We start from the raw sequence: 17,732 nt of genomic DNA on the forward strand, positions 1-17,732 counted from the left end.
AGAATTTCCGAACGATAGATTGGCATCCAAGCCATCATCCCATCACGGAAACAGCCCACGCATCTGCTTCGCCTCGTGCACCCGCTGGATGCCCAGGCTCAGCGCTGCAAAGCGCATGCTCACGTTCCGCTTGCGGCTGAAATTGAGGGTCTGCATAAAGGCCTGCTCCATGATGCGGTAGAGCTTGCTCATCACCTCGCCCTCGTCCCAGAAGAAGCTCTGCAGATCCTGCACCCATTCAAAGTAGGAAACGATCACTCCGCCCGCGTTGCACAGAATGTCCGGGATCACAAAGATCTCCGGCCTTTTCGCGATGATCGCATCCGCCTCCGGCGTCGTCGGGCCGTTCGCACCCTCGGCCAGAATGCGACACTGGATTTTCGCCGCGTTGTCTCCGGTGATCTGCCGCTCCATCGCCGCAGGCACCAGGATGTCGCATGGAGTTGTCAGCAGTTGCTCGTTGGTAATCGCTTCCGCTCCATCAAATCCGACGATGCTCTTCGTCTTGGCCACATGCTCGTCCAGCTTCGCCAGGTCGATGCCCTTCGGATTGTACAATCCGCCAAACGCATCGCTCACCGCGATCACCTTCAGCCCCATGCGGTTCAATGACGCCGCCGCCACTCCGCCCACATTCCCGTAGCCTTGCACCACCGCAGTCGCTCCCTGCGCATTGATGCCCAGCGTGTCCATCGCTCGCGAGATCAGATACGCCACACCACGCCCGGTCGATTCCTTGCGCCCCAGAGATCCTCCCAGCCCCACCGGCTTGCCCGTCACCACCGCTGGCACGCAGTGGCCGGTCTGCAGCGAGTACGTGTCCATCATCCACGCCATCGTCTGTTCATTGGTGCCCATGTCCGGCGCAGGAATGTCGATCTGCGGCCCGATGAACGGAATCAGCTCCTGCGTGTAGCGCCGCGTCACGCGCTCCAGCTCACCGATGGAAAGCGCACGCGGATCGCACGTCACGCCCCCCTTGGCACCACCATAGGGCAGGCCCGTGAGCGCGCACTTCCAGCTCATCCACATCGCCAGCGCACCCACTTCCCCCAGCGTCACGTCCGGGTGGAAGCGCACCCCGCCCTTCGTCGGCCCCAGCGTCAGGTGGTGCTGCACACGGTAGCCCATGAAGACCGTCGTGCTGCCATCATCACGCCTCACCGGCATCGCCACGCTCACGGCGCGCTTCGGCATCTTCAGCCGGTCACGGGCGCTTTCAGGAATGTCCAAAAAATCGGCCACCAAATCAAACTGCTGGCAGGCCATGCGGAAAATCGGCGAATCATAAACTTGGGGAATCATGCTGCTCATGGTGACAAAACATACGCGTATCACAGAATCTTCGAGCGCAGATTCTGACCATTCTATGCGATGTGGTTTCGCTTGCCAGCTACACACGCCACTGCCAGAACATCCACATGTCCACCGCCTATCAATCCCTCTGCGAAGTCATTTCTGAAATCGCCCTCCTCACCTCCACCGAGGCCGTGCTCGGCTGGGACCAGGAAACCTACATGCCCGCACACGCGCTGGATCACCGCGCGCGTCAGCTCTCCTACCTCACCGGCAAGGCCCATTCTCTGCTGACCTCCAAAAAGACGCTCAAGCTGCTGGAGCAGGCCGAGAAAGAGCCTGCCGAAAATCCCACTCACGCCGCCAACATCCGCGGCCTGCGCCGGGACATCGACCGCGCCACCAAGCTCCCGCAAAAACTCGTCGAGGAGGAGAGCCAGGTCTGCGCCCACGCCAAGGCCGCCTGGGTAGAGGCACGCGGAAAATCCGAATTCTCCCTGTTCGCTCCTCATCTGGAAAAGGTGCTCGGCATCGCCCGCAAAAAGGCGGACCTCTTCGGCTACGAAGACGAGCCCTATGACGCCCTGCTCGACCTCTACGAGCGTGGTGCCAAAACCCGCGAAGTCGCAGCACTCTTCACCAAGCTGCGCCCACAGCTCGCCGAAATCGCCCGTGCTGCCGTGGCCAGATCCAGCAAGGTGAAACCCGGCACCCTCAAAGGCCGCTACCCCATTGAGAAGCAGCAGATCCTAAACCGCGAAATCGCCCAAAGCCTCGGCTTCGATTTCGAGGCCGGCCGTATCGACACCACCGCCCATCCCTTCTGCACCACACTCGGCCCTGGAGATGTGCGCCTCACCACTCGCTACGACGAAAAAGACTTCCTCTCCTCCCTCTTCGGTGTCATGCACGAAGCCGGACACGGCCTCTACGAGCAGGGCCTTCCCGGGCTCGACTACGGCCTCCCCAGCGGCAGTGCAGCTTCTCTAGGCATCCACGAATCCCAGAGCCGCCTCTGGGAAAACCACGTGGGCCGCAGCGTCACCTTCTGGAAAAAGTGGTTCCCTCGCGCACAAGAGCTCTTTCCCCACCTGCGCAAAGTGAAGCTGGAGGCCTTCATGAAGGAGATGCTCCGCAGCGAGTTCAGCTTCATCCGTGTCGAGGCGGACGAGGCCACCTACGATCTCCACATCCTCCTTCGCTTCGGCATCGAGCGCCGTCTTGTGAAGGGCGAGCTCTCCGTGCAGGACGTGCCAAAAGTCTGGAACGAGGAATACCGCGAACTCTTCGGCATGACACCCCCGGATGACCGCCGCGGCTGCCTGCAGGACATTCACTGGAGCATGGGCGGCCTCGGCTACTTCGCCACCTACACCCTGGGCAATCTCAATGCCGCCCAGCTTTTCGCCACAGCCAAGAAGCAGAAGAAAATCTCCTCCGCCCTGGAGAAGTGCGACTACGCACCACTGCTTCAGTGGCTCCGCACAAATGTGCATAGCAAGGGTGCCGCCTTCCTCCCTCAGGAAATCATCACCCAAGCCACTGGCACTTCGACAGATGCCAAATGGCACATCAAGCACCTGCGCGAGCGCTACGTCGGCTGATCCACTCAGCCCTGCCGCACATGCCGGATCAGCCCGATCATCACGCCCTGGATGAGCAGTTCTCGCGCGGGAATCAGGTCCGGAAACTCGGGATTCTCAGCCTGCAGATAAGGCTGGGAATCTTTGATGAGATACCGCTTCAAGGTGCTCTCTCCATCGATCAACGCGGCCACGATGTCACGCGGCCTCGGCTCGCGGATTTCAAGAATGACGATGTCTCCATCGCCAATCAGCGCACCGATCATCGACTCACCACGAACCTTCAGCGCAAAGCTCTTCGCCGTGCGCGGAATGCCCAGCGTGTTCACATCCACCGAGATGCAGCGGTCCGCATGCTGCACCATGTCCGCCGCAGCCATGCCGGCGGGAATCTGGCCAAATACCGGAATGTCCACGATCTCCGCGCGATCCAGGTCTTCAGGAAAGACGACGGCACGGGCTTTATGCGCATGCCGCTGGATGACCCCCTTCTTCTCAAGCGCCCGCAGGTGGCTCATCGCTGCCGTCTGGCTGGAAAAGCCAAAGTGGCGCTGAATGTCACGGGTGGAAGGCATGACGCCGTTGGTGCGCTGGTAGCTGCGCAGGTATTCCAGAAGTTCCTGCTGGCGGGATGTGAGGCGGGAGTCAGTGTCGGTGAGCATGGTCAGCGGGGCTGTTCGAGCGAACATTCCCTCTCGCGCTCCATACGCAAGATGTTTTCCTGCGGCAATTTCAGCGCATAGTCAGCACATGCTGTGTTCAAATCTTCTGAAAATCCCCTCATTCCTACTGCTGGCGACCATCTGCCACGCACAGGAGGCTGCACAGATAAACCCGGCCAAAATGGACAAAACCGGCATGCTGCCTCCATTTACCAAAGTACTGGGGGAACGGGCGGCAGCGGCCTTTGGCAAGCAGGACTGGCCAGCAGCCCGAAAGGCCTACCTGGAAATGCTTGAGCTGGACGATGGCAATGCCCTCATTTGGGCCAATCTGGGTGCCGTGGAGCAGCAGGCCGGAGACACCAAACAGGCCATCTCATGCTTTGAAAAATCCGTGCAGATCAATCCTCAGCTTGCACAAACCTGGACGGCCTTGGGGCTGCTGCTGCAAAAGCAGGGAGACACCTACCGGGCCATTTCCTGCTTCACACGTGCCATCCATGAAGAGCCCGAAGATGCACGCGCTCATAACTACCTGGCCATCGCCGCCAAAGGGCTTGGCTGGACGGACGCAGCAGAAGCGGAGTTGCAGCGCGCGATCGAGCTGAAGCCTGATTACGGCATCGCGCACTTCAACATGGCCCTCATGCTTCTGGAACGCCGCCCGCCCGCAATTGAGCTGGCACGCAGGCACTACGAGAAGGCTCTGGCCCTGGGGGTAGCCAAGGACGATGTGGTAGAACGCCGACTGAAAGACTGACGCATGCAGCAACGCTCAGACAAATGGAACATCACCGGACAGCTTGATGAACTGCGTGCGCAGGGGCTCTGGCGTGAACTGCGCCCTCTGGATGAGGCAAGCGGAGTGACGGTGCGCACCGCAGGCCAGGAGTGGATCAATTTTTCTTCGAACGATTATCTGGGACTGGCAGGCTCCGCCGAGATGCAAAACGCGCTTGCTGAAGGCGTCGCCAGGTATGGAGGCGGCTCCGGAGCGTCTCGTCTCGTCTGCGGCAGCCATCGCGCACACGCCGCACTCGAGGAGGCTCTGGCAGACTTCAAGGGAACAGAGGCAGCGCTCACCTTCAGCAGCGGGTTTGCCGTAGCCCTGGGCACCATCCCCGCACTGATGGGAGCGGAGGACACGATCATTCTGGACAAACTCTCCCATGCCAGCCTCGTTGATGCAGCACGTTTGAGCGGAGCAACGATCCGCGTCTTCCCGCACAACCATCTCGAAAAGCTCGAACGCCTGCTGCAAACCGCCAAAGGACGAGTGCTCGTCGTAACAGAATCCATCTTCAGCATGGACGGCGATGCCGCCCCGCTTGAGGACATCGTCGCACTCAAAAACAAGTTTGGCGCCTGGCTGCTGGTGGACGAAGCCCATGCCGTGGGTGTTTTGGGTCCCCAGGGACGTGGACTCGCAGCAGCCCTCGGCGTGGATCAGCAAGTGGATTTGCATCTAGGAACACTCAGCAAGGCTTTCGGCCTGAGCGGCGGCTACCTAGCGGCCTCGCGGCAGGTCATTGATCTGCTGATCAACCGCGCGCGCAGCTTTATCTACTCCACCGCGCCCCCCTTCCACCTGGCCCATGCACTCAACGTCATTTTGAACCTGATTCGCAGTGAGCAGGGCGAGGCCCTGAGAGCTCAGGTGCTTGGCATCGCCAAACAGGCTCATGACCTTCTTGCCTCCATGGGCGTCGCGTCACCACCAGGCGCGGCAGCCATCCTGCCGCTGATCATCGGAGAAGCCTCACGGGCGGTGGCGGTGAGCAGCCGGCTACGGGACTCGGGATTCCTCATTCCCTGCATCCGTTATCCCACCGTCGCCCGTGGCAGCGCCAGACTGCGAATCACCCTCAGTGCCCGTCATACTGCCCCCCAGATCCAAGCCCTGGGCCAAGCCTTGAGAGAGGCACTTGATTTTCAGGACTGAGGCATCTGCCCTAGAATTTCCAACGCCCGCTTTCTAGCGTCCCTGATTTCCTGTGCGTTCAGAGAGATGCCATTTTTGCCTGAAGCCATGAGATTGGTGACTTCCTGGCGGTGCTGGAGATGCAGAACGTGGCCGAGTTCGTGAGCCGCTACGCGCGCCACAGGGTTCTTTGCGCCACCGGAGACCTTATGAAACTCAGGATTTTCGCAGACCACAACCGGTTCACCGTAGAAGAAGCCATTGGGCCCCATGTCTTTGACGAAGCACATATCTATGGCGGAAGGGCTGAACCGATTTGTCGGAATTGCCGATTTGACCCAGTTACGATCTTTTACGAACCATCTTTTGGGAGCTAGATCGAGAGCCTGAAGGCTGTCAATGGCCTCCAGGTCGAATCGAATGCCAGCCTGCCCCCAAATCGCATTGACCTCTTCAAATAAATTAACCACTTCTTTTTCCGTAAGCGTGGTTTGCAATCTGGGATTCGTAACTGACTGCATCAAGTGAACTCGCACCCTCAGGCTGATGAGAGGAAAAGATGCACGTGAAGACACCGGCTGCAGCCACAAGAGCAGCAAAAGTAAAATTGACAAACGGGTCATAAAATAAATATCCTCCCCCTGCTAGATCACTCAGGCATAGAGACTTTGGTGGCATTCCGGCAACAACGCCTATGCCACCGCTAGGTTAATAAAACGTGATATTACTGTTAGTGCAAAAAAATGCTCGGGAAATAAAGAAAAGGCTTTCCAGTAGTTACGGTCGCTGCTAGTTTAAGAACTGAACGGCTCACGTACTTTGAGTCAAAACTTTTTGTTTTGATTCAGAACATGCGAGTGTCCGACCTCAACCCAACCAACCTAATACCAACCCAATCAGACTATGAAATTGAACGCATTGCTGAAAACGCTGGGGTTCTTGGCACTGGCCGCCACTCCCGTTGTGGCCGGACCATCCGCTCCCGCCCCGAAAAACCCCATCGCTCCCGCTCCTGCGGACGATGATCTGGGCATCACCGCCTCCATCGGCTACGACTCCAACTACGTGTGGCGTGGCATCAACTACGGTCAGCATTGGGTCCGTGCAGGCCTCAATGGCGCTCTCCTCCTTGTGGGCGGCGCAGCTGAAGACGGCGCTGGCAGCACCTCCCTCCTCTGGGACGTGAACTACGGCTCCCTCGCAGGTGACCAGGACCATTTCTCCCCCAACGGCCTTCAGTTCGCTGGCATCAGCAACACCTCTTCCTTCCAGCGCCTTCAGCTGGGTGCAGCCATCTCGCATGACTTCGGTCCTGCCAGCGTGAGCTTCGGCTACAGCTTCATCCACAACATGGGCTCCCTTGCCAACGGCAGCGGTCTCAACCAGCTCCCATTCTTCGCCAACAGCGGCGGCTATGGAATGAACGACATCCAGCAGCTCACTCTGGGCGTCAACACCAACCTGGGCCCCATCAACCTGGCTTCCAGCGCGAACTATGACCTGTTCAACGGTGGCTGGTACTTCGACCTGACCGCCAAGTCCACCATCACCGTGACCGACGCCATCAGCGTCGTCCCTCACGCTGGTCTGGGCTATGGCCTGAACTACAACGCCGGCTGGACCCAGGCTTCCCGCAACCTCTACGGTGGCGGCGGCATCTTCGGCCAGAGCGCTGCTCAGGGCGGCATCAGCGGCTGGACCGCACTTAACGTTGGCATCGATCTCCCGATCAAGCTCAACAGCCGTGCGACCCTTACCCCCTACGTGGCATTCAACCTGCCAATGGGCCCGATGAAGAACATGGCCCGTTCCTCCACGAACGGCTACTTCCCTGGCTTCCCTATCGGCGGCCCAGCCACCGCTTTCCACAGCGTGTGCTACTACGGCGTGACCCTCAGCGTCCGCTTCTAATTCAGGCCGCTCTCTCCTGAGCGACTTTAACCTTCCAAGGTTTTCAAACCTCCCGGCTTGCGCCGGGAGGTTTTTTTATGCACTGAGGCAACTGCCAAGGGTTTTTAGGTTGAGCCATCCCTGCAGATTTTTTGCTCCTTCCTTCGCACACGCACTCAGCTGACCCGCAGGCTATGACTGCCGCATGGCGGAAAGGGCGAGCATCGCAAAATATTTCCTTCAAATGAAGATGCGGATCAATAATATGCCCCTCCCCCTAGGCAACAGCGACTTCTGAATTTGTTGAATCGCACATCAGCAGGTTTGGAAAGCCAGTCCTTTGCGAATTGAAGAAGGCAAATGGATGCGCCGCCAGGACCGATTTACTTTGAGAACAGCCCCCCCCCTAAATCAGAGCAACCAACTCTCGGTAGATTTGGGCTTGGAATTTTGGATCCGCTCATCCCCACGCATTCTGCAAAGCACATGTGAGTTGAGAGCACAAAGCCTCAACCACTGCTGCCAAGTGGAGAGACACTCTCGCTGTGAGCATGCAAGATTAAGGCAATTTTTGTCTGGCTGGAGACACACAAGATTCATCCAACAGGCTTTCGGCCGATGATGCGTGCCGAGTCCGCAGAAGAGGCCAACTGCCCCTCAAGCCTCTTAAATTTATAAAATTACGACGATTTTTGGCAAGGGCGGCAACATGGCACGCCGCCTGCTTCACTAGGTTATTAGCTGCACTAGTCCTCCAGGCTAATCAGCGCCTCAACACCAACAATAACTAAACTCGACCAACACATGAAGCCCAAAAGCATGACATCATTCATTGCCAAGTCGGTGACCGTTCTTGCTGCCTGTGCAGCGCTGAACGCCTCCGCTGGCACTGCCCCCGCTAAAAATCCCGTCCCTGTGGAAGAAAAAACAGGCGCCCTCTTCGAATCGATCGGAGCCACTTTTGATGCCGGTTACGACAGCCGCTACTACTTCCGCGGTCTTTGGTTCGCCGACAACATCATGTGGACCGCGCTCAACATCAGCGTGCCGATCACTGAGAAGCTGACCTGGGGCATCGGTGGTGCCTACATCAACACCGCAGGCACTCCCTTCCCGAACAACGGAAGCACGGCCCCTGCCGGCACTTACTCCAAGCAGGGATTCCAATATTCCGAAGTCGATGCCATCACCAATCTGACCTACGACGCGGGTTGGGCCAAATTTGGAATGCAGTATCAATATTACTTCTATCCAGATAACTACGGTGGCGCTTTCAACGGCACCCCCAACGCACTTAACGACCCTGAGTTCGCACTCAAAGGCGCTGGTGAACTGGGCTGGACCGTTGCAGTGCCGATCAAGGGCTTCAACATCTATGCTGGCTATTACTATGACTTCCGCATCAGTGGTCAGTACATCTCCCTTGGTGCTGATTACACCTTCGCAGTCACCGATTGGCTGAGCATCGTGCCTTCCGTTAACACCGGCTTCGGCATCGACTACTACACCGGCAACGGCTCTGGTTCGATCCCTGGCGGCGGCGTCGTCGGCAACAAGGGTCAGAGCCTGCAGCAGACTGCAACATCTGGCTTCACCCACGTTCTCTACACGCTCGCCGTCCCAGTCAAGCTGACCAAGTCGGTGACCTGGACCAGCTATGTGGCCATGAACCACGGCGAAAAGCTTCGCACTCAGCTCAACACCACCCAGAACGAAATCTACTGGGGAACCAAGCTCAGCTTCGCGTTCTAATTCACGGGGCCTTGCGCCCTTCCAATCTGATTAGCTAGGCATGCTCCCGGTCAGTTCGTTCGCTGACCGGGAGCTTTTGTTTTGGCGCGGAGCTTCTTTCCGTCTAGCATTCACGCCGCATGACTGAACACTCTCTCAACTGGAACTCGCGCAATCTCACCCACGGCTGGCAGCGCGGCGTTAACGCCTTTTTCTGGGGCCTCGGTTTTAAGGAGGAGGATTTCAACAAGGCGCAGATCGGCATCGGCACACCTCTGCTCGACGGCAACATCTGCAACGTCCACGCCCACGAGCTTGCCCGGCTCATCGCCCAGGGTTGCAAGGACGCCGGACTCATCGGCTTCCCCTTTGGTGTCTCGCCTGTGAGTGACAACATCACTCAGGGCAACGTGGGCGGCGCCGCATCCCTCTGCTCGCGCAATCTCATGACCAACGGTGCCGAAATGATCTGCACCTCCCATTGCTACGATGCGCTCATCGGCCTGCATCACTGCGACAAAAACGGGCCCGCTTTTGCCATGGCTCTGGCGCGCACCAACTACCCCGGCCTCATCGTCAATGGCGGCAGCATCATGCCCGGCTGCCACAAGGGGAAGCCCACCACCATTTACGATGTCTATGACTCCGCCGCCCGGGCCAATCAGGGCACCATGTCTTTTGAGGAGTCCGAGCAGATCATCCGCACCGCCTGTCCCGGCCCCGGTGGCTGCGGCATCGCCGCCTCCTTCAATACCATGGGCATCGCGCTCGAGGCCATGGGCCTGAGCCTGCCGGACACCTCATCCATGCCTGCCATCGAGGCTGGCAAACGCAGCGAATGCCTGCGCGTCGGCCAGGCCGTGCGGAATCTCTTGGAAAAAAACATCCGCCCGCGCGACATCATCACCAAGCAGTCGCTCACGAATGCCATGACGGTCATCGCCGCCATCGGTGGCTCCACCAATGGCGTCCTCCACATGCTCGCCATCGCCCGTGAGGCAGGTGTCGATTTCACTCTCCGCGATGTCCAGGCCGTGTGCCGTCGCACCCCCGTGCTCTGCAATTTCGCCCCTCGTGGCAAGGGCACCATGGTCGATCTTCATCGCCTGGGCGGCACCACCATGCTGCTGCGTCACATCCAGAAGACCGGGCTGCTGGATGGCTCCTGCATCACCGTCACAGGCCAGACCCTGGCGGAAAATCTGGCCGATGCCGCGGAAGTGCCGTTCCCCAACGACCTCATCGCCCCCGTCGAGGCCCCCTTCAAAGAGTACGCCGACATCCAGATCTGCTTCGGCAATCTCTCCCCCCACGGCATGGTCTTCAAAGTCTCCTCGCTGGACGAGCCCCAGTTCAAAGGCCGCGCCATCTGCTTCAACGACTCCAAGGGCGTCTCCGATGCGGCAGCCGCGGGCCTCATTCGTCCCGGCCACATCGTGGTCATCCGCGGCGTCGGCCCTGTCGCACTTGGCATGCCCGAAATGCACGTGGCCAGCGCGGCTCTCGCCGTGCCGGAGCTCTACGGCAAAGTGGCTCTCATCTCAGACACCCGCGTATCCGGCGTTTCTGGCGGCGCTGTGGGCGTCCATTGCAGCCCGGAAGCTGCCGTCGGTGGTCCCATCGCCGCCGTGCAGGACGGCGACGAAATCGAATTCGATCTCCTCGCAGGCACCATCCACGTGAACGCTGATCTCGACTCCCGTCCGCGTGCGCCCGTGTCTGTCAGCCATCCCTTTGGCTACCTTGCAGACTTCGCAGCCACCGTCACCCAGGCCCACGAGGGTTGCGTCCCCCGCTGGGTCGCTGATAAAAAGTAGCCTTGTTCCTGCGGAGGAAGGCCCCTCCGCAATCCCAAACGCCCACTCGCCCCGTGCACCGCTCCATGGCAGTGCACTTTTAAAAATTCCTCGCTCGGGAGCTCCCTACCTGGCCATCTTGGCCGCCAGCAGCACCGCCTCCACCAGGCTGCTGCCATTGGCCTTGCCCTGCCAGGCAATGTCACACGCCGTGCCGTGGTCCACACTCGTGCGCGGCACCGGCAGCCCCAGCGTCGTGTTCACGGCCGTGTCAAACGCCAGCGCCTTCAGCGGGATGAGGGCTTGGTCATGGTACATGCAGATGTAGGCGTCCACCGCTCGACGCTTCGAGGCGATGAAGGCCGTGTCCGGCGGCAGCGGCCCTTCGATGGTGTGCCCTTTCGCCCGGGCAGCTTCAATCGCAGGCCCGATGATCTTTTCCTCCTCGCCACGGCCAAACAGCCCGTGCTCACCCGCATGCGGATTCAGCCCGCAGACCGCGATGCGCGGCTTTTTCCCCCGCACCCGCTGCACCGAGTCAGCGGTGAGTTCGATCACATCCAGAATGCGCTGCGTCGTCAGCGCCGGCACCACATCCTGATAGCCAATGTGCACCGTCACCAAGCTGCAGATCATCTCCTCGGAGAAAAACGTCATGCAGGAGCGCTCCGCCTCCATTTTCTCGGCAAACATCTCCGTGTGCCCCGGATATTTGATCCCCGCCGCATGCAGCGCTTCCTTGTTCAGCGGTGCCGTGGCCACCGCAGCCACCTGCCCGGCCAGCGCTGCTTCGATGCTCTTTTCCACGTAGCGATACCCCGCCGCGCCCGTCTTGGCGCTCACGACTCCCGGCGCAAAATCCCCTGCGTCAAAACCAAACACATCCAGCACCGCCGGCTCTTCCAGGCTGCCGCATTTCTCCGCCCACTCGATCTCGCTGAGGATGCGCTGTGGCGCAGGCAGCCCCGTCTGGCGTGCGCAGCGTGAAAGCAGCCGCGCATCACCAAACACCACCGGCGTGGCGTGCTCGCGCACGGCCTCGTTGGCGAGCAGCTGCAGACAGATTTCGGGCCCGACCCCGGCAGGGTCGCCCATGGTGATGGCGATGAGTGGTTTCGGCATGAACCTTCACTCTGGCTCAACGCAGCACCTTGTCGAGAAACTTGGCAACGATGGCCGTGCGTTCCTCATCATAAAATTCCACCCCGCCATGCAGGCTGCCAGGCATCATGATCAGTGTCACCGGCAGCCCCAGCGCCTCATAGGCCTTCGCCAGTTCTTGAGACTGCTGCGGCGGCATCTGTGGGTCCGCATCGCCGTGGATCAGCAGCAGCGGCGGATCCTTTTTGTCCAGATGCGTCACCGGACTCGCCAGCCGTGCCAGCTCAGCCTTCTTGTCAGGCGTGTCCCCCAGCAGAAGCTTCAGCGCTGGAATGCGAAATTCGAGCCCCTTGGGCGTGCTTTGAGAGAGAATCGTCTGCAAATCCGACGCCCCGTAATAGCTCACGATCCCCTGCACATCACTGCTCTGCTCCAGATCCTCCCCCACACTACCCTCCAGTTCCTTCACACCATTCGTCACACCCACCAGCGCCGCCAGATGCCCGCCTGCTGACGACCCGATGATCACAATCTTGTCTGCGTTGATGTGATACAAACCCGCATTGCCCCGCAGAAACCGAATCGCCGCCTTGATGTCATGCACCTGCGCCGGAAACAGCGCCTGCGTAGACAAACGGTAGTTCACACTCGCGATCGCGTAGCCCTTGTCATACAAGTCCACAATCGGCACATCCTCCTTGGAACCCGCCCGCCATCCGCCGCCGTGCACATACACGATCAACGGTGGTTTCCCCCCCTGCGGCCGGTGCAGATCCAGCTTCAGCGAAAGCTCTCCTACCATCGCATACTCAATGTCTGCCTGAGTGTCGGCAAAGGCCGCTGAGGCCACGAAAAGCAGAAAGAAAAAGAGCTTCTTCATCACTCGAACTTCATCTGCTCCGCCGGCACTTCCAGCATGATTTTCACCCCATACTCCAGCCCCTCCGTCCATGGCAGCAGCAGCTCCATCACATCCGGCTTCTGAAAATGCACCGGTTTCGTGTCAGGATGCGGGAAATAGATCCACCCAATCACCGGCTCTGCCCCATCTCGGTGCACCGTCACGTCAAAAAACGAAAAATCCTCCGCTGCATCTTCCGGATGCCACTTCAGCGCACGAAACGTATGCCTCGGCTTCATCACCCGGTAACTCCGTGGCGCGATGCTCACATTCAGCGTGCCCGGATAAAACGCGCTCAGGTCCAACCCCAACGCCGCAAAATACGGCTGCTGCATCCGCAGCGTCCCGCCCGGAAAACGGGGATTCCCATTCAGGCCGGAGGCCACGCGATGCCCTTGCACGATGGTGGCAGGAATCATCACGCGAGTATCTGCTTGATCACATGACACGGCTCCACGCCCGTCAGCTTAAAGTCCAGCCCCGCCTTGCTGAAGGTCAGCCGTTCATGGTCGATGCCCAGACAGTGCAAAATCGTCGCCTGCAGGTCCGCCACATGCGTCTCGTCTTCGACAATGTTGAAGCCCATCTCGTCCGTGGCCCCAATCGTCACGCCGCCCTTGATGCCGCCACCGGCCATCCACATCGTAAACGCCTGCGGATGATGATCGCGCCCCAGGCTGCGGCCAAGCGACACACTGGCCTCCACCATCGGTGTGCGTCCAAACTCACCACCCCACACCACCAGCGTGCTGTCCAGCAGGCCGCGCTGCTTCAGGTCCTTGATCAACGCCGCGCTCGCCTGATCCGTGATGCCACAGTTCCTTTTCACATTCCCCGCCACATCGCTGTGCGCATCCCACCCTTCATTGTAGATGTTGATGAAGCGCACCCCGCGCTCCACCATCCGCCGCGCCAGCAGACACGCCCGCGCAAAGGACGGCACCTTCGGATCGCAGCCGTACATCTTCAGCGTCGCCTCATCCTCCTTGGAAAGATCCATCAGTTCCGGCGCAGAGCTTTGCAGCCGGTACGCCATCTCATAGTTCGCGATCCGCGTGGCCGTCTCACCATCGCCATCCAGTTTCAGACGTCGCTGGTTCATCGCATTGATCAGCTCGATCGTGTCCCGCTGCGTCCCCGCTTCAATGCCCTGCGGCGTGCTCACATTCAGAATCGGATCGCCCGTGTTCCGGAATCGTGTGCCTGAGTACACACTCGGCAGAAACCCGCTGCTCCAGCAGGCCGCACCACCACTGATGCCGCTGCCCGTGCTCATCACCACAAAGCTCGGCAGATCCCGCGTCTCGGCCCCGAGGCCATAGGTGATCCACGATCCCATGCTCGGCCGCCCCGGCTGTGAGAAACCGGTGTTCATGTAAATCTGCGCCGGGGCGTGATTAAACTGCGTTGTGCGGCAGGACTTCACAATCGCGATGTCGTCCACCACCGTCGCCAGATGCGGCAGCATCTCCGACAGCTCCGCCCCGCACTGCCCGTGCCTGGCAAACTGGTAGCGCGGCCCCAGCACCGCCGCATCAGGCCGGATGAAGGCGTAGCGCTGCCCGCCGATGATCGAAGGTGGCAGCGGCTTGCCCTCGTACTTCGTCAGCATCGGCTTGTTGTCGAAGAGTTCCAGCTGCGATGGCGCACCCGCCATGAACATGTGGATCACCGCCTTGGCCTTCGGTTGGAAATGGGTTGGCGCAGCCACATTCGGACTCTGCGTCGCTCCGTAGGCCGAATCAGCCAGCAGCGAGGCCAGCGCGATCTTCCCAGTGCCAATGGCGCAGTCCTGGAAGAAGTGACGACGGGTGATGTTCGAGGTGTTCATGGATGCGTGATGGCTTCGTCTAGGTTCAGGGCGGCGCGGCTCACATCGGCCCACAAAGATTCTTCAGCGACCTTTCGTTCGCGCTGCTTGCTCAGGAAGGATTTGAACATCGCCAGTTCCTCAGGCACCGCAGGCCGCGTCACCGCACGGCGGATGATATTCTGCAGCCGCTCGTCGTCCGTCCGCGACTCCGCGATCACCTGCTTCGCCATCGCCTGCGCCGCCTCCATAAACATCTGGTCATTCAGCAGCGTCAGCGCCTGCAGCGGGCTGTTGGAGACCTCACGCTTGGCCAGGCAGGATTCACCCGTGGGCGCATCAAAGGTGGTGGCCATCGCAAACGGCGCAGTGCGCTTGGTAAAGGTGTAAAGACTGCGGCGGAAGTGGTCCTCACCCTCGCTCACCTTCCACTCCACTTTGCCGTAGGTACCCTCAGAGGTCACGCTCGCAGGTTGCGGAGGGTACACCCCCGGCCCGCCCATCTTCAGTGAGAGCACGCCCGCAGCCTTCAGCGCGGAGTCACGAATGATCTCCGCCTCCAGCCGGAAACGCGGCCCGCGCGCCAGCAGCACATTCTCCGCATCCTTCTGCGCCAGCTCCGGTGTGATTCGGCTGCCCTGCTTGTACGTCGCACTCGTCACGATCAGCCGGTGCAGCTTCTTCATCGACCACCCCTGCTTTACCAGCTCCACCGCCAGCCAGTCCAGCAGCTCCGGATGCGAAGGCGGGTCACTCTGGTAGCCAAAATCCTCCAGCGACTTCACGATCCCCCGTCCAAAGAACGCCTGCCACTGCCGGTTCACCGTCACACGCGCCGTCAGTGGATTCTCAGGCGCAAAAAGCCACTTCGCAAAAGTCAGCCGGTTCGCAGCTTCGCCCTTCGGCAGCGGCGGCAGGAAAGCAGGCACCGCCGGAGTCACCTCCTCCTTCGGCTGCAGGTATTCTCCGCGATGGTAGCGATGCGTGCTGCGCGGATTGCTTGCAGGCCGCTCCTGCATCACCAGCGTGGCCTGACCACGCGCCGGATTTTTGCGTGCAGCCAGCAGCGGTGCTGCCGCCTGCTTCATCTCTTCCGCATTCTCCAGAAAGGTGCGCAGCAACAGCTCATGCTTGCCCTTCTCTCCAGAAGCCAGCGCCTCCTCCACCTCTGCCGGATACCCCATGGCCTCAGCATGATCACTCGTGGTCACTGAAATACGGAAGTGCCCCAGCGGACAGGCAAAGTGTTTCTCAAACAGCAGCTTCAAATCCAGCCCGTTCGTCAGATCCACCGGCTGCTCAAAATGAAACACCGCCGCATGCTGCACACCATAGCCGCCCAGCACCTGCCAGCCGCTCGACATCTCACCATCCAGCGTCGCCTGCGCATTGTTCTTTTTCTTGGCTTTGGCTGCAGCCTTTGCCTTGCCCTTCGCCGGTGTGGCAGGCGAGTCATTGATCTTGTCATCTTCATCCTCATTCGTGTCCTCGGCACGCGCCACCTGCACACGCTTCCCGCCTTGCGAAGCCTGAAACTCGCTCATGAAAAAGCCTCCGATCGGCCCTTCGTAATTCGTCAGCCCAGGTCCGTTGTTCGGCAGGCTCGGATGCGACGTCACCTCAATGCGCAGCGCCCGCACTCCCTTGATCGGTGCCTTGAAGCTCAGGTCATAAACATCGCTTTTCGAGATGTCGCCGCTGCCCAGGATAAATCCATCCGCCTGCTGCTCCAGATGCGGCATGGTCGTTTCCATCTTCGTCGGTTTGATCACCTCCCACTTCGAGGCCCGGCGAGACTCCCCTTCCACCCATCCCGCAAACCGGCTCTCCATCGCAGTCTTCCCCCCAGGATACTTGCCCGGCAGCTCAGCCTCCAGCTTCGCCACCTTGGCATCCTGCGCCTTTTGCTGCGCCGCCACTTCAGGCGTGGGGATGAAGTAGGTCGGCTCGTCCGCGTTGTTCAGCAGCGCCATCGTCCGGTAGTAGTCCGTGTGCAGAATGGGGTCATACTTGTGCGTGTGGCACTGGCAGCAGTTCATCGTCAGCCCCATCCATGCCGTGCCCGTGACACCCACTCGGTCCACCATCGCATAAAAACGATACTCATTCGGATCAATGCCCCCCTCCTCATTCAGCATCGTGTTGCGGTGGAAGCCGGTGGCGATCAGGTCATCCGGCGTCGCCTTCGGCAGCATGTCACCCGCCAGCTGCTTGATGCTAAACTGGTCAAACGGCATGTCCTCATTCAGCGCACGCACCACCCAGTCGCGATACGGCCAGATCGGCCTTGGCCGGTCTTTCTCAAACCCGTTCGTGTCCGCATAGCGTGCCAGATCCAGCCAGCGCCTTGCCCAGCGCTCGCCATACTGCTTGGACGCCAGCAGCGCATCCACCAGCTTGTCATACGCATCGGCAGACTGGTCATTCACAAATGCATCCGCCTCTGCTGGCGTCGGCGGCAGTCCGGTCAGATCCAGAAACACACGCCTAACCAGCGTGTATTTGTCCGCCTCGGCGGAGGGCTTCAGCCCTTCCTGTTTCAGCCTCGATTGGATAAATGAATCAATCGGATGCATCCCCGGCATCGGTAACGCAGCCTGCTTCGGCGGCATATACGCCCAGTGCGCCTCATAGTTCGCTCCTTCGGCGATCCACGCTTTCAGAATGTTCTTTGCACTCTCCGGCAGCACCGTCTTGGTGTGCGGCGGCGGCATCAGTTCATCCTCATCCGTGGAAAAGACGCGCTTGATCACCTCGCTCGCATCCGGCTTCCCCGGCACGATCGCCAGTTCACCGGATTTCCCTTGGCCGATCGCAGCCTCACGCAGATCCAGACGCAGCTTTCCCTTCCGCCCCTGGTCATCCATGCCGTGGCACTTGAAACAATGCTGAGCCAGCACCGGCCGCACGTCTCGATTGAAATCGACGGCGAATCCGGCTGCAGGCAGGGCAAGGCAGAAAAGAAGGGCAGGGCGTGTCATTGCAATGGATGGAGAAACGCCGTGAACAGGCATTTTCTGACCACAAGACATGCCGTGAGC

The 17,732-nt window shown here is 59.9% G+C and carries 14 protein-coding genes; 6 read left to right on the forward strand and 8 right to left on the reverse strand.

Annotated features, from left to right (window positions below; genetic code table 11):
• Window positions 1-42 precede the first annotated feature (42 nt).
• Complete coding sequence (locus tag ACZ5WW_RS12460) at window positions 43-1,305, reverse strand: Glu/Leu/Phe/Val family dehydrogenase (RefSeq protein WP_377168616.1); 1,263 nt, start codon at window positions 1,303-1,305, stop codon at window positions 43-45.
• 116 nt (window positions 1,306-1,421) lie between these two features.
• Here ACZ5WW_RS12460 and ACZ5WW_RS12465 point away from each other — a divergent pair, with 116 nt between their 5' ends.
• Window positions 1,422-2,900, forward strand: coding sequence for a carboxypeptidase M32 (locus tag ACZ5WW_RS12465; RefSeq protein ID WP_377168011.1), 1,479 nt, complete (start codon window positions 1,422-1,424; stop codon window positions 2,898-2,900).
• Window positions 2,901-2,905: 5 nt separating this feature from the next.
• Here the strand turns inward: ACZ5WW_RS12465 and lexA are convergent, their stop codons facing one another.
• Window positions 2,906-3,541 (reverse strand): transcriptional repressor LexA, encoded by a 636-nt coding sequence (lexA, locus tag ACZ5WW_RS12470; protein ID WP_377168013.1) that lies wholly within the window; start codon window positions 3,539-3,541, stop codon window positions 2,906-2,908.
• Between the two features lie 196 nt (window positions 3,542-3,737).
• Here lexA and ACZ5WW_RS12475 point away from each other — a divergent pair, with 196 nt between their 5' ends.
• Both ACZ5WW_RS12475 and ACZ5WW_RS12480 read left to right on the forward strand, forming a co-directional pair.
• Window positions 3,738-4,301, forward strand: coding sequence for a tetratricopeptide repeat protein (locus ACZ5WW_RS12475; protein ID WP_377168015.1), 564 nt, complete (start codon window positions 3,738-3,740; stop codon window positions 4,299-4,301).
• A gap of 3 nt (window positions 4,302-4,304) precedes the next feature.
• Complete coding sequence (locus ACZ5WW_RS12480; protein ID WP_377168017.1) at window positions 4,305-5,483, forward strand: aminotransferase class I/II-fold pyridoxal phosphate-dependent enzyme; 1,179 nt, start codon at window positions 4,305-4,307, stop codon at window positions 5,481-5,483.
• Here ACZ5WW_RS12480 and ACZ5WW_RS12485 read toward each other — a convergent pair.
• Window positions 5,474-6,085 carry a hypothetical protein gene (locus ACZ5WW_RS12485; protein ID WP_377168019.1) on the reverse strand — a complete coding sequence of 204 codons (612 nt, stop codon included), beginning with the start codon at window positions 6,083-6,085 and terminating at the stop codon, window positions 5,474-5,476. The two genes, ACZ5WW_RS12480 and ACZ5WW_RS12485, sit on opposite strands and share 10 nt — an antisense overlap.
• Window positions 6,086-6,365: 280 nt before the next feature.
• On the opposite strand from ACZ5WW_RS12485, the gene ACZ5WW_RS12490 reads away from it, so the two are divergent.
• The 3 genes from ACZ5WW_RS12490 to ilvD all read left to right on the forward strand — a co-directional run bounded on the left by ACZ5WW_RS12490 (window position 6,366) and on the right by ilvD (window position 10,900).
• Entirely contained in the window at window positions 6,366-7,373 is a 1,008-nt protein-coding gene (locus ACZ5WW_RS12490; RefSeq protein ID WP_377168021.1) for a hypothetical protein, read from the forward strand.
• Window positions 7,374-8,156: 783 nt separating this feature from the next.
• Window positions 8,157-9,104: a hypothetical protein gene (locus ACZ5WW_RS12495; RefSeq protein ID WP_377168023.1), complete on the forward strand. Its 948-nt coding sequence runs from the start codon at window positions 8,157-8,159 to the stop codon at window positions 9,102-9,104.
• Between the two features lie 119 nt (window positions 9,105-9,223).
• Window positions 9,224-10,900: a dihydroxy-acid dehydratase gene (gene ilvD / locus ACZ5WW_RS12500; protein ID WP_377168025.1), complete on the forward strand. Its 1,677-nt coding sequence runs from the start codon at window positions 9,224-9,226 to the stop codon at window positions 10,898-10,900.
• A gap of 105 nt (window positions 10,901-11,005) precedes the next feature.
• Here the strand turns inward: ilvD and pdxA are convergent, their stop codons facing one another.
• Genes pdxA through ACZ5WW_RS12525 form a run of 5 tightly spaced genes read right to left on the reverse strand, consistent with a single transcriptional unit; the run spans window position 11,006 to window position 17,672 of the window.
• On the reverse strand, window positions 11,006-12,001 hold the full coding sequence (gene pdxA, locus ACZ5WW_RS12505; protein WP_377168027.1) for a 4-hydroxythreonine-4-phosphate dehydrogenase PdxA: 996 nt from the start codon (window positions 11,999-12,001) through the stop codon (window positions 11,006-11,008).
• Window positions 12,002-12,017: 16 nt separating this feature from the next.
• On the reverse strand, window positions 12,018-12,860 hold the full coding sequence (locus ACZ5WW_RS12510; protein ID WP_377168029.1) for an alpha/beta fold hydrolase: 843 nt from the start codon (window positions 12,858-12,860) through the stop codon (window positions 12,018-12,020).
• Complete coding sequence (locus ACZ5WW_RS12515; protein WP_377168031.1) at window positions 12,860-13,300, reverse strand: hypothetical protein; 441 nt, start codon at window positions 13,298-13,300, stop codon at window positions 12,860-12,862. Before ACZ5WW_RS12515 ends, ACZ5WW_RS12510 begins: the two co-directional genes overlap by 1 nt.
• Entirely contained in the window at window positions 13,300-14,712 is a 1,413-nt protein-coding gene (locus tag ACZ5WW_RS12520; protein WP_377168033.1) for a DUF1501 domain-containing protein, read from the reverse strand. Before ACZ5WW_RS12520 ends, ACZ5WW_RS12515 begins: the two co-directional genes overlap by 1 nt.
• Window positions 14,709-17,672, reverse strand: coding sequence for a PSD1 and planctomycete cytochrome C domain-containing protein (locus ACZ5WW_RS12525; RefSeq protein WP_377168035.1), 2,964 nt, complete (start codon window positions 17,670-17,672; stop codon window positions 14,709-14,711). The genes ACZ5WW_RS12520 and ACZ5WW_RS12525 overlap by 4 nt, the downstream gene beginning before the upstream one ends.
• Window positions 17,673-17,732 lie beyond the last annotated feature (60 nt).

Source organism: Prosthecobacter fluviatilis, from assembly GCF_055388355.1.

What these genes read in the sequence shown, in the direction of transcription:
- ACZ5WW_RS12460 (WP_377168616.1), bottom strand. Translation starts at nt 1,305, where the DNA reads ATGATTCCCCAAGTTTATGATTCGCCGATTTTCCGCATGGCCTGCCAG.
- ACZ5WW_RS12465 (WP_377168011.1), top strand. Translation starts at nt 1,422, where the DNA reads ATGTCCACCGCCTATCAATCCCTCTGCGAAGTCATTTCTGAAATCGCC.
- lexA (WP_377168013.1), bottom strand. Translation starts at nt 3,541, where the DNA reads ATGCTCACCGACACTGACTCCCGCCTCACATCCCGCCAGCAGGAACTT.
- ACZ5WW_RS12475 (WP_377168015.1), top strand. Translation starts at nt 3,738, where the DNA reads ATGCTGCCTCCATTTACCAAAGTACTGGGGGAACGGGCGGCAGCGGCC.
- ACZ5WW_RS12480 (WP_377168017.1), top strand. Translation starts at nt 4,305, where the DNA reads ATGCAGCAACGCTCAGACAAATGGAACATCACCGGACAGCTTGATGAA.
- ACZ5WW_RS12485 (WP_377168019.1), bottom strand. Translation starts at nt 6,085, where the DNA reads ATGACCCGTTTGTCAATTTTACTTTTGCTGCTCTTGTGGCTGCAGCCG.
- ACZ5WW_RS12490 (WP_377168021.1), top strand. Translation starts at nt 6,366, where the DNA reads ATGAAATTGAACGCATTGCTGAAAACGCTGGGGTTCTTGGCACTGGCC.
- ACZ5WW_RS12495 (WP_377168023.1), top strand. Translation starts at nt 8,157, where the DNA reads ATGAAGCCCAAAAGCATGACATCATTCATTGCCAAGTCGGTGACCGTT.
- ilvD (WP_377168025.1), top strand. Translation starts at nt 9,224, where the DNA reads ATGACTGAACACTCTCTCAACTGGAACTCGCGCAATCTCACCCACGGC.
- pdxA (WP_377168027.1), bottom strand. Translation starts at nt 12,001, where the DNA reads ATGCCGAAACCACTCATCGCCATCACCATGGGCGACCCTGCCGGGGTC.
- ACZ5WW_RS12510 (WP_377168029.1), bottom strand. Translation starts at nt 12,860, where the DNA reads ATGAAGAAGCTCTTTTTCTTTCTGCTTTTCGTGGCCTCAGCGGCCTTT.
- ACZ5WW_RS12515 (WP_377168031.1), bottom strand. Translation starts at nt 13,300, where the DNA reads ATGATTCCTGCCACCATCGTGCAAGGGCATCGCGTGGCCTCCGGCCTG.
- ACZ5WW_RS12520 (WP_377168033.1), bottom strand. Translation starts at nt 14,712, where the DNA reads ATGAACACCTCGAACATCACCCGTCGTCACTTCTTCCAGGACTGCGCC.
- ACZ5WW_RS12525 (WP_377168035.1), bottom strand. Translation starts at nt 17,672, where the DNA reads ATGACACGCCCTGCCCTTCTTTTCTGCCTTGCCCTGCCTGCAGCCGGA.